Genomic DNA, 11,359 nt, shown 5'->3' on the forward strand with positions numbered 1-11,359 from the left:
TGGGTGCAACACCCGCAAAACATTACGCAGGAATCTGTTGCGTAATGCAGTGCAAGTTGCCTCCACCCAACAAAATATCGCGCGCTGGGATGCCGATAAGCTCATGGTGTGGGAACGCTTTCTGCAGCACATCGTGAGCAACGCGGTCTTTCGCTTCGTCCAATAACGGGTAAAACACGGCACCATTACAGATTAAGCAGTTCGCGTAAGAGCCTGCCAAGCGATCTTCTGCCGCACGCGCCATGCGATCTGGTTGTACCAACCCGGCCGCTTCGTCTTCGCGAATATAAAGCGGCCCCGGCATAGGCAATCTATGGACTAGGATCTGACGTCCACGCGCATCTCGCGTTTCCGCCAATAAGTTCAATGCCTGCTGGCTGATGGCGTATTGCGGATCATTTTCGTCATCACACACCGTCAATAACACTTCACCGGGGCGAACCACATGCAAAATATTATCGATGTGGCCGTTGGTTTCATCGTTGAATAATCCCAACGGCAACCAGATGACCTTTTCAATCGATAAGTAGGCTTTCAGCTGCGCTTCGATGCCTTCTCGGCTTAGCTCGGGATTTCGGCTTGGGTGCAGCAAACACTCTTCCGTTGTGTAAAGTGTGCCTTCGCCATCGCAATGAATCGAGCCGCCTTCAAGCACAAAAGGCGCGTCATAACGTTCTACGCCTTCTTGCTGAGCAATCTGCGTGGCGACGTTTTCATCGTCAGACCAATCGTCATAAAGTCCATCCAATTCGCCCCCCCACGCATTAAATTGCCAATTCACCGCACGCTTAACACCGGCGTCATTGACGACCATCGTCGGGCCAATGTCTCGCATCCATGCGTCATTGTAAGTCATGGGAAAGAGCTGAGTAGAGCTGGGCAGCATGCTTCTGGCTTGCGCTTCGTACTCTGGCAACACCGCCAATTTTACCGTGACATAGCCACTTAAACGTTCAATAAAATGCGCGAAAGCCGCCTGCGCAGGCAAGCCATTATCACGCCAGTTATCGGGACGAGTCGGCCATGCCAGCCACACCGTGCTCTGAGGGCTGTGTTCACCCGGCATCCAAAAATCATCCGCTTTGGGAGTGGTTAACATGCAGCCTCCTATTTGACCTGACCATCGAGGGTTTTGATGACGTCGTAATGCTCTGGTCGACGATCACGGAAAAGCCCCCACGCCTTACGCTGAGTACGCACTTTTTCCAAATCAAACGTGTGCACCAGAATCGCTTCGCTCTCGCGGTCAGCTTGCTCGATTAATTCACCACGTTCATCGCAAATAAACGACGAACCATAGAAGGTCAGTGCCAAATCACGGTGTTCCGCTTGTTCCGTGCCAATTCGGTTGGACGCAATCACTGGCGTCTGGTTGGCGGCAGCATGACCGCGCATGGTGTTTGTCCAGTGAGGCATGCTGTCGAGATCGGATTGGCTCGGCTCGGAACCAATGGCCGTTGGGAAAAGCAACAAATCGGCTCCCATCAGCGCCATAGATCGCGCGGTTTCTGGGAACCACTGATCCCAACAAATACCCACACCAATGCAACCGAATTTTGTGTTCCACACTTTGAAGCCAGTATCGCCAGGGCTGAAGTAGTATTTTTCCAAATAACCATCGCTGTCAGGGATGTGCGTTTTACGATACACACCCAACAACTCGCCACCCGCATCGATCATTGCCAAGGAGTTAAAACGGACTTGTCCGGCTTTTTCAAACCAACTAAACGGCAAGACTACATTCAATTCGGCCGCCAACGCTTGGAAGCGCTTAAAGGCCGCATTTTCGGACAATGTGGTCGCCAAATCATGATAGGGTTCGTGGATCTCTATGCAAAAATACGGCGTTTCAAACAACTCCTGAATCAGGATAACTTGAGCGCCTTTGGCAGCCGCCGAACGTATTAGCTTTTCCGCACGATCAAGGTTATCTTGCTGGTTCCACGTGCAATGCATTTGCGTGGCGGCAACGGTTATCTTTGACATAAGCTGAGTACTCCAAATGACAGTTTGTTAGAAGTTTTTTCATTATTTTGTCTGACTAAACGATGTTCTAAAGCCAATTTCGCCATCTTAGAGAATTCGGAAAATTACGATATACCCCCACGGGGATATGGTGTGAAAGGACGCTGCTCAGTTAGTTTAGATTCATAGCAACCCATTTAGCGTTTTTGTTGGACGCCAAAGAAAGGAATTACGTATGAAAACTTACCAAGAATGGCAAGCCCTTCGAAACACGATTAGCCTGCATTCCGACGCCTACATTAATGGTGTTTTCACGCCAGCACAAAGCGGTGACACGTTTGATTGTATCAATCCTACGGACGAATCCTTGTTGGCAAAAGTCGCCAGCTGTGACGAAGCCGATGTGAATCTGGCGACCGCGGCGGCCAAAGCTGCGTTTAAAAGCGGCGTATGGTCGAACATGGCACCCAATAAACGCAAACGCATCTTACAAAAATGGGCGGATTTACTAGAAGAGCACCAAGACGAATTGGCCTTAATAGACACCTTGGACATGGGTAAGTCGATTTCGGAAATGGTTGGTATCGACGTACCTGATTCCATCGACAGTTTACGTTGGTCGGCCGAATGCATCGACAAATTGTATGGTGAAATCGCACCAACCAACCCAGACAATTTGGCACTGATCAGCCGCGAACCATTGGGTGTTGTCGCCATTATTACGCCTTGGAATTACCCATTAATGATGGTGATGTGGAAAATTGCACCGGCTTTGGCTGCGGGCAACAGCATCATTCTAAAACCGTCTGAGAAATCGCCATTGAGCGCTCTCAGAATTGCCGAGTTGGCAACGCAAGCGGGGATTCCAGACGGCGTATTCAACGTCCTCCCAGGTTTTGGTCACACCGCTGGAAAAGCCCTTGCGCTGCACCATGATATTGGCACCTTAGCATTCACTGGTTCTAGCCGCGTGGCAGGACTACTGATGCAATACGCGGGTCAATCCAACATGAAGCGGGTTTGGCTAGAAGCGGGCGGTAAATCGCCTTGCATCGTCTTTGAAGATTGCAAAGACATTGAAGCGGCTGCCAAAGGCGCAGCAACGGCCATTTTCACCAACCAAGGGGAAGTGTGCATTGCCTGTTCCCGTTTGTACGTTCACAGCAGCATCAAGGACGCCTTTATGGTCGCCTTGCTTGAGGCAGCAAAAACCTACGTACCCGGCGACCCATTAGACCCAGCAACAAAAATGGGGCCAATGGTCGACAAAGCTCAGCTGGATACCGTAACAGGATTTATTGAGAGTGCGATTGCTGAAGGCGCCACGTTGGCGTTAGGCGGCGTTCCCGATTATCAAGAAGGGCAGGGGTTCTACGCTAAACCAACCATTTTTACCGACGCAAGCCACGCAATGACCTTCGTGCAAGAAGAGATTTTTGGCCCTGTGTTGGCGGTGATGACGTTTGACACCGAAGCCGAAGCCATTGAATTGGCGAACGACTCGAAATACGGCTTAGGTGCATCAATTTGGACCAATGACTTGGGCCGTGCGCACCGTGTCAGCCGTCTACTAGAGTCTGGCATGGTGTGGGTAAACACCTGGGGCGATGGCGATACAACGGTGCCTTTTGGTGGCGTTAAAGCGTCTGGAAACGGACGAGATAAATCGTGGCATGCGCTGGAAAAATACACTGAAATTAAAAACACCTGGATCAGTCTGAAATAAACCAAATCTAAGACTCGCAAGCCATCGTTGGATTAATAGGGGCGTTAATAGCCCCGCTTTTTTACACTACTGTAGACGCACGGATTAACGCGTCTACACGCTATAGGAGAGGTTCTCTATGTCATCCCCTACTCATGCAAATTCATACTACGCGGCCTACGCAAATGATAAAGCCATTCGTCCACAGCTAACGGGTGAGCATCGTTGTGATGTCTGTGTCGTTGGTGCTGGGTTTACTGGCATATCGACCGCCCTTAGCTTAGCGGAAAAGGGCAAGCGAGTTATCGTTGTCGAAGGCTCGCGTATTGGCTTTGGCGCATCAGGCCGTAATGGCGGCCAAATCGTCAACAGCTTTAACCGCGACATCGACTACATCTACAAAAATTACGGCGATGACATTGGTCAGAAAATGGCCAAAATGGCGTTTGCTGGCTCTGAATTGATTCGTCATCGCATCGAAAAATACAACATCGATTGTGACCTCAAGCACGGTAACGTCTTTGCAGCGTGCAACAAAAAGCAATTTGAAGAATTAAAAGCCAAAAAAGCCTTGTGGGAGTCCCATGGCCACAATGAGCTGGAATTGCTGACGGCGTCGTCTATTCAAGATCACATCGGATCAGACCGATACGCAGGCGGTTTGTTGGACAAAAAGGGCGGTCACATTCAGCCACTGAATCTGGTTCTTGGCCAAGCCAACGCCTTTGAAGCACTCGGCGGGCAGATCTTTGAAGATTCCGAAGTCATTCGTTTAGAGCAGGGCAAACCGGGCAAAGTCGTTACCAAGCAAGGCACCGTGGTTGCAGACACCATTGTGGTCGCAGGCAATGCGTACATATTTGGCTTGCTGCCTGAAGTTGAAAAGAAAGCCATGCCTTGTGGCACTCAGGTGATTGCGACTGAGCCGCTGCCAGAAGACATTCAAAAACAACTGTTACCAACAGACCGTTGCGTGGAAGATTGTAACTATTTATTGGATTACTATCGTTTGTCCGGCGATGGACGACTCATTTACGGAGGCGGAACCACTTATGGCGCTCGTGATCCGGGGAAGATCGAATCCATTATCGTGCCCAAAATGCTGAAAACGTATCCGATCTTGAAAGACACTAAAATCGATTTTGCGTGGACAGGTAACTTCCTGTTGACCATGATGCGCATGCCGCAAGTCGGCAAAATTGGCGATAATCTTTATTACGCTCAAGGCTATTCTGGCCACGGCGTGACCAACTCCCATCTCATGGGCGAGATTTTATCGGACGCAATTGATGGCGAAATGGAGCGCTTTGACGTGTTTGCCAGCATGCCACAATATCAATTCCCTGGTGGACGCTTATTGCGCATACCTTATACGGCAGTGGGCGCAGCTTACTACAACATGCGAGATAAACTGGGGATTTAGCCCTTTCTCTGCCTATAATGATCACCCGCAAAAGCCGCCTAAAGCGGCTTTTTTTATAGTGCCTGATACGATTTTCTGTAAAAAAACGTGATCTCATGTAACTGCATGTAAGTGAGTATTCACATTGCCTGCAAGTAACGGGTAATGGTGCGATTTTATTGCTCTAACAGAATGATTTTAGCCGTTTAGGTTGTCTTCTTTTTGGGATTTAATCGCCAAAATATCCGCGATATTATCTTCGATCCAATCCGCCAGATTCGCCACTCGCGTGGCCACTTCAACGCCTAACTCCGTCAAACTGTACTCCACATGAGGCGGCACAACCGGATAAGAAATTCGCGACACAAACCCATCCAGCTCCAACGCCTGCAAGGTTTGCGCGAGCATTTTTTCACTCACGCCAACAATCTTGCGGCGCAGCTCACTGAAGCGCTGCGTCTCGCCGTCTTTCAGCGCAAACAGCACTAACACTCCCCAACGACTGGTCACATGTTTCAGAATATCTCGGGAAGGGCATTTATCTGAAAACACATCGCCTCTATCAAATAAACCTGACATGCCACTCTGATTGGTTTGCAAAATATTTTCCATACTTACCTTTTTGTACGTACTTACTAAAAGTTTGTTAGTGAAGTATTCTACTTTCATCCACTTAAAACTCAAAGGAGAAAATAATGATTTTAGTCACAGGCGCATCCGGTCAACTTGGCCGTCTTGTTATTGATTCACTATTGGAAAAAACAGCAGCGAGCAACATTGTTGCAGGCGTTCGTAGCCCAGAAAAAGTCGCCGATTTGGCAGAAAAGGGTGTTCAAGTTCGTCAGGCTGACTACACAGACCAAGACGCTCTTGTTGCTGCGATGCAGGGCGTTGAAAAAGTGCTGTTGGTGTCTTCCAGTGAAGTAGGCCAACGTGCCGCTCAGCACGCCAATGTCATCAATGCGGCAAAACACGCTGGCGTTTCCTTGATTGCTTACACCAGTATTTTGCGTGCAGACAGCTCGCCGTTGATTTTGGCGGAAGAACACGTCGCAACCGAAGCGCTGTTGGCAGAATCTGGTGTGCCGCATGTGTTGTTGCGCAATGGCTGGTATCAGAAAACTACACCATGGGTGTAGCGGGTGCACTTGAACACGGTGTGGTTGGTTGTGCTGAAGAGGGCAAATTGTCTACAGCAGCACGAGCCGACTACGCAGAAGCCGCTGCCGTGGTGTTACTGAAAGACCAACAAGCAGGCAAAGTATATGAATTGGCTGGCGACAGCGCCTTCACTCTAAGCGAATACGCTGCAGCCATCAGCAAGGCATCTGGTAAAGACGTGGCCTACCACAATGTGCCAGAAGCCGAATTCACCAAGATCTTGGTCGGTGTTGGCTTACCGGAAGGCTTTGCTGCCATTTTGGCGAATTCAGAAGTGGGCGCATCGAAAGGCGGCTTGTTTGACGACAGAAAAACACTGTCGACGCTCATTGGTCGTCCAACAACGTCTATTGAAGACAGCATCAAAGCCGCGTTGTAATTAGCCTGACGTAGAATTATTGGCTAAGACAGGGCACTCTGTCTTAGCCAATTTATAAACGGACTTGTCGCTCTAGCCAGTCAAAAAAGACCGTGGCCTCTGCCGACAGTTCGGTGCCGGATTTACGCACCAAATAAAAAGATTCACTGGCGGGAATACGCAAATCAAAAGGCTCCACCAGCCGACCATCTGCCAACATGTCTTCCACCATCGAAGACCTTGCCAGTGCGACCCCCACACCCAACTCAGCCAATCGCAACGACGCCAATAATGTGTCCAACTGCATTCCACGTGAAGGATCCACCTCAACGTCATTCACCATCGACAGCCAATACCCCCAGCCTTCTTCGTAACCTAACACGTGCAATAACGTATGCTCGCTAAGGTCTGAGGTAGTCGCCAGTGGTAAACGGTCGATGAGTTCTGGCGAACAAACAGGAAACAGGCTGTCCCAGCTTAAACGCTGCGAGACATAACCCGGCCATTGGCCATTGCCCCAGCGGATCTCGAAGTCGTCATCGGCTTCTGAATCTTTCACCCAAAGAGAGCTGATGTAGCGAATGTCAATATTAGGGTACAGACGATGAAACTCTGTCAATTTAGGTGCCAACCAATGCACAAAAAAGGACAAACTACCGCGGATTTTGACCGGAGTTCGTTGATCTTGATTGAACAGCTCATTGGTCGCTGCCGCCAATCTGGAGATAGAATCCTGCACCACAGGAAGATAAGACATGCCTTCATCAGTCAGCGCCAAGCCGCGAGGGAGACGAGTAAACAACGCCACGCCAAGATGGCCTTCAAGCAAGCGTATTTGCTGGCTAACGGCACCTTGAGTCAAATGAAGCTCGTGTGCGGCCTTGGTGAAATTCAGACTGCGCGCAGAGACTTCAAAAGTTCGTAGCCAGTTTAACGGAGGGAGGGATTTTTGGTTCATTCGGTACTCTAACCATCGCTCTAAAAAGACGAAGCGTTAGAGTACCTGACCTAAAAAGCGTTGCAAGCGCGGATGATCAGAATGAAAGAAACGTTCTGGAGTTTCTTCCAAAGCCAGCTCCCCGTCTTCCATAAACACCACACGGTCGGCCACTTCTTGAGCAAAGCCCATTTCGTGCGTGACCACAACCATGGTCATGCCTTCTTTCGCCAGTTCTTTCATTACATCCAACACCTCGCCGACCATTTCTGGATCAAGCGCACTGGTTGGTTCATCAAATAACAGCACTTTGGGCTTCATCGCGAGCGATCGTGCAATGGCCACTCGTTGCTGTTGTCCACCCGACAAGCGCGAAGGGTAATTGTCCATACGATCCGCAAGACCAACTCGCTCTAGCAAACTCTCAGCGGTTTTTTGTGCTTCTGCTTTACTCTGTTTGAGCACCTTCATGGGCGCTAGCATCACATTGCCAAGCGCCGTCTTATGGGGAAACAGATTAAACGCCTGAAACACCATGCCAACTTCCTCGCGTACCACATTGATGTCGGTGCGCTTATCGGTCAAATCCACTTGATCCACGAAAATCCCACCCGAGGTGATGGTTTCTAATTGATTAAGAGTGCGTAAGAAAGTCGATTTACCCGAACCACTTGGTCCGATAATCACCACCACTTCACCCCGTTGCACGTCCAATGAAACGTCTTTCAAGGCATGACAGCCGTTCGGGAAAACCTTATTGACGTTACGCGCTTGAATCAAAGGCATTGAAGTAGCAGACGCGGTCGTTGAATCAGTCACTGGCCGATAACCTCTTTTCTAAACGCTGAATAAGTAAAGACAAGCCACCCGTCACCACCAAATACAGCACGGCGACCGTAAACCAAACCTCAAATGGCGCAAAGCTGCCGCTGACCACCTCACGACCGGCTTTGGTTAAATCCGTGATGGAAATCACCGACACCAGAGAAGAATCTTTGATCAAATTAATAAATTGCCCAGCAAGCGGTGGCAAAGTGCGTTTAATCGCCTGCGGCATAATCACATACGCCATGGCCTCAACGTAATTCATTCCCAGCGAGCGCGCGGCTTCCATCTGTCCGACAGGCACAGACTGGATCCCTGCTCGCACGATCTCCGCCACATACGCCCCGGTGAAAATAGACAAAGCCGCCACACCAGCGGTAAAACGATCTAAATCAAACACCGTACCGATGAAGAAATACACAATGAAAATTTGCACCAGCAGCGGCGTACCACGAATGACTTCCACATACGTCACCGCCAAATTACGCCACACTTGACCGTGCGCCACTCGCATCAAGCCAAACATCACGCCCAATAACACAGCAAAGATCAACGAAATAAAGGAGATCTTAATGGTCACCCACAAACCTTCTGCGATTGGCCCAAAACGCCAACCATCGATACGCGCAATCGTGTCCCCTTGAAAAATCAAATCGCCATGTCGCGATACCAAGGTGTCGTAGACGTTCACGATTTGCGGGTCATCGCCAAAGTCTGGCTCAATAGACAGTCGTCCAGCGGCATCGACCACCGCCGTTCCATCGGTAATGGCGACAATATCTTGGGATTCGGTATTGATTATGTAAGGCCATAAGCGTTCCCAATGCCAGGAGTAATCGATTTTCTGACCCGCGAAATACACGCCAGAAATCAATACCGCCATGATCACCAGATATAACCCGTGTCCAAGCCAACGTGAAGATTGTGTTTGCATGAGCTCTCTTAACTATAAAAAGAGCCTACATAATGTAGGCTCTTTGAAACGCGATAATAAAATACAAGGTTATTGGATGCTGTCGACCCAGGCATCCGATTTAAACCACTTGTCGTAAATACGGTCGTAGGAGCCGTCTTTTTTGATTTGAACAAGGTAGTTATTCAAGAAATTTAGGAAATTAGGGTCGTTTTGACGAATCGCCCAACCTAAAGGCTCATACGTAAACGACTGGTCCAAATGCACCACGGTGTCTTTGTGCTGAGACGCATACAAGGCATTGTACGGCAGGTCATAGACAAAGGCATCCGCCTTGCCATTGGCCACTTGCAACACCGCATCAGCGGACGTTTCAAACAAATCTAGAGTCGCTTTTGGGAAATATTTTTTCGCCGCTTGCGCTCCCGTTGTGCCAATCTGCGATGCTAATCGGTATTTCGGATCGTTCAAATCTCGAAAAGACGTCACTTTGTCTTCTAACTCGGATTTGATCAGCACCGTTTGGCCTATTTCAATGTAAGTGTCGGCAAACATGACCTTTAGGTTGCGCTGAGGCGTGATGGCCATACCGCCAATAATAATGTCGCACTTGCCCGTTTGAAGTGCCGGAATGATGCCGTCCCAAGCCGTGTTGACTGGCACAAATTTCACGTCGATCGAACGCGCCATGTGTTTCGCAATGTCGATATCAAAACCGATAAAACGACCGTCTTTGGTCTTCATTTCGAAAGGAATGTAGCCCGCTTCAAAACACACTTTCAGTTCACCGCTCGACAAAATACTGTCGATAGCCGGTTCTGCGGCATAGCCAGTAGCAGAAAATAAGGCACCGACTAAGGCGACACTCGACAGCGCTTTTTTAAGACCAAATTTCATAACATTCCTCGTTTTGTTCACCCGTTGCGCTAAAAACGCAATGGATACAGACATTATAGGGGGTATTTGGCGGGACAATATAACGGAAAGCCGTCAGGAAGAATAACTATGGAATACGCCCCTAAGACCAAGGTTTTTTAATTGATAAGGCGATATTTTTAATATATAGGCACATTATACCCTTAAAAACCAAATATTGACCCTAATTTTATAATCAAAGCCATGTCTATCTGTCGCGCTCATGGTTAAAATGCCTCCTATTAACAATACGGGAGCGGTTATGCATTCAATCACTATTCTAGATGGCGGTATGGGTCGCGAATTAGAGCGTCGCGGCGCGCCTTTTAAACAACCAGAATGGTCGGCTTTGGCCATGATGGAAGCACCAGAAATCGTCAAAGACGTTCATAAAGCCTACATAGACGCTGGTTCACGGGTTATTACTACCAACAGTTACGCCTTGGTGCCTTTCCATATTGGGGAAGAAGTCTTTCAACAACGCGTGACGGAACTGGTCATTGAATCTGCTCGCGTCGCTCGTGAAGCCGCAGAGGAAGCGGATGAAGAAGTAAAAGTAGCCGGTTCTTTAGCGCCCTTATTTGGTTCATACCGTGCCGATTTATACGAAGCGGATCGCGCAGAACAGATTGCTCGACCTATTATCGAAGCGCTCGCCCCGCGGGTTGATCTTTGGCTAAACGAAACCCAAAGCTTGCTGGCGGAAACCCTGCAAATGAAAGCGCTGGTGGATGAAATAGACGGCCAAAGCAAACCTTATTGGGTTTCTTTTACATTGGAAGATTCAGAAGCCACCGATCAGCCCCGTTTACGCTCTGGCGAAACCGTCAAAGAAGCTGTCGCAGCGATGGCCAACGTTGGCGTGAATGGCATTCTGTTTAACTGTTGTCAGCCAGAAATCATTGCCGACGCCATCCAACTATCACAAGACGTCTTGTCCGCGTTACACCAAGACACCATACAGTTAGGCGCATACGCCAACGCATTTCCTCCTCAACCCAAAAATGCGACTGCAAATGATGGTTTGGACGAGTTGCGTAACGACCTTACGCCTGATTCTTATCTAGTGTGGGCACAACGCTGGAAAGAGCAGGGCGCCACCTTAATCGGCGGCTGCTGTGGTATTGGACCAGAACACATCAAAGCGTTGTCAGCGCATCTTTGATAACAGAGCTTAC

General features: G+C 49.1%; 12 protein-coding genes. 5 read left to right on the forward strand and 7 right to left on the reverse strand.

Going from position 1 to position 11,359, the window contains the following annotated elements:
* Window positions 1-22: 22 nt before the first annotated feature.
* Window positions 23-1,099, reverse strand: coding sequence for an agmatine deiminase (gene aguA, locus N5P32_RS02755; protein ID WP_265727659.1), 1,077 nt, complete (start codon window positions 1,097-1,099; stop codon window positions 23-25).
* A gap of 8 nt (window positions 1,100-1,107) precedes the next feature.
* Window positions 1,108-1,986 (reverse strand): N-carbamoylputrescine amidase, encoded by an 879-nt coding sequence (gene aguB / locus N5P32_RS02760; RefSeq protein ID WP_265727660.1) that lies wholly within the window; start codon window positions 1,984-1,986, stop codon window positions 1,108-1,110.
* Window positions 1,987-2,200: 214 nt separating this feature from the next.
* Here aguB and N5P32_RS02765 point away from each other — a divergent pair, with 214 nt between their 5' ends.
* Together N5P32_RS02765 and N5P32_RS02770 are read left to right on the forward strand one after the other, a co-directional pair.
* A complete protein-coding gene (locus N5P32_RS02765; protein ID WP_265727661.1) occupies window positions 2,201-3,691 on the forward strand; it encodes an aldehyde dehydrogenase in 1,491 nt (496 codons plus the stop codon).
* Between the two features lie 118 nt (window positions 3,692-3,809).
* Window positions 3,810-5,093 carry an NAD(P)/FAD-dependent oxidoreductase gene (locus N5P32_RS02770; RefSeq protein ID WP_265727662.1) on the forward strand — a complete coding sequence of 428 codons (1,284 nt, stop codon included), beginning with the start codon at window positions 3,810-3,812 and terminating at the stop codon, window positions 5,091-5,093.
* A gap of 177 nt (window positions 5,094-5,270) precedes the next feature.
* Here the strand turns inward: N5P32_RS02770 and N5P32_RS02775 are convergent, their stop codons facing one another.
* Entirely contained in the window at window positions 5,271-5,684 is a 414-nt protein-coding gene (locus N5P32_RS02775) for a winged helix-turn-helix transcriptional regulator (protein ID WP_265727663.1), read from the reverse strand.
* An 83-nt stretch (window positions 5,685-5,767) separates the two neighbouring features.
* On the opposite strand from N5P32_RS02775, the gene N5P32_RS17925 reads away from it, so the two are divergent.
* Together N5P32_RS17925 and N5P32_RS17930 are read left to right on the forward strand one after the other, a co-directional pair.
* Window positions 5,768-6,211, forward strand: a complete 444-nt coding sequence (locus N5P32_RS17925; protein ID WP_322783815.1) for an NAD(P)H-binding protein — start codon at window positions 5,768-5,770, stop codon at window positions 6,209-6,211.
* Window positions 6,202-6,612, forward strand: a complete 411-nt coding sequence (locus N5P32_RS17930) for a Rossmann-fold NAD(P)-binding domain-containing protein (RefSeq protein WP_322783816.1) — start codon at window positions 6,202-6,204, stop codon at window positions 6,610-6,612. Before N5P32_RS17925 ends, N5P32_RS17930 begins: the two co-directional genes overlap by 10 nt.
* A gap of 52 nt (window positions 6,613-6,664) precedes the next feature.
* On the opposite strand, the gene N5P32_RS02785 is transcribed toward N5P32_RS17930, so the two are convergent.
* The 4 genes from N5P32_RS02785 to N5P32_RS02800 all read right to left on the reverse strand — a co-directional run bounded on the left by N5P32_RS02785 (window position 6,665) and on the right by N5P32_RS02800 (window position 10,163).
* Window positions 6,665-7,549, reverse strand: coding sequence for a LysR substrate-binding domain-containing protein (locus N5P32_RS02785; RefSeq protein WP_265727664.1), 885 nt, complete (start codon window positions 7,547-7,549; stop codon window positions 6,665-6,667).
* A gap of 36 nt (window positions 7,550-7,585) precedes the next feature.
* Window positions 7,586-8,314, reverse strand: a complete 729-nt coding sequence (locus N5P32_RS02790; RefSeq protein ID WP_265727696.1) for an amino acid ABC transporter ATP-binding protein — start codon at window positions 8,312-8,314, stop codon at window positions 7,586-7,588.
* 25 nt (window positions 8,315-8,339) lie between these two features.
* Window positions 8,340-9,287 carry an amino acid ABC transporter permease gene (locus N5P32_RS02795; RefSeq protein ID WP_265727665.1) on the reverse strand — a complete coding sequence of 316 codons (948 nt, stop codon included), beginning with the start codon at window positions 9,285-9,287 and terminating at the stop codon, window positions 8,340-8,342.
* A 69-nt stretch (window positions 9,288-9,356) separates the two neighbouring features.
* Window positions 9,357-10,163 carry a transporter substrate-binding domain-containing protein gene (locus N5P32_RS02800; RefSeq protein WP_265727666.1) on the reverse strand — a complete coding sequence of 269 codons (807 nt, stop codon included), beginning with the start codon at window positions 10,161-10,163 and terminating at the stop codon, window positions 9,357-9,359.
* Window positions 10,164-10,443: 280 nt separating this feature from the next.
* Between N5P32_RS02800 and N5P32_RS02805 the strand changes: the two genes are divergently transcribed.
* A complete protein-coding gene (locus N5P32_RS02805) occupies window positions 10,444-11,346 on the forward strand; it encodes a homocysteine S-methyltransferase family protein (RefSeq protein WP_265727667.1) in 903 nt (300 codons plus the stop codon).
* Window positions 11,347-11,359 lie beyond the last annotated feature (13 nt).

The sequence above is a fragment of the Marinomonas pontica genome, from assembly GCF_026191375.1.
In the GTDB taxonomy this organism is placed as follows: Bacteria; Pseudomonadota; Gammaproteobacteria; order Pseudomonadales; family Marinomonadaceae; genus Marinomonas; species Marinomonas pontica.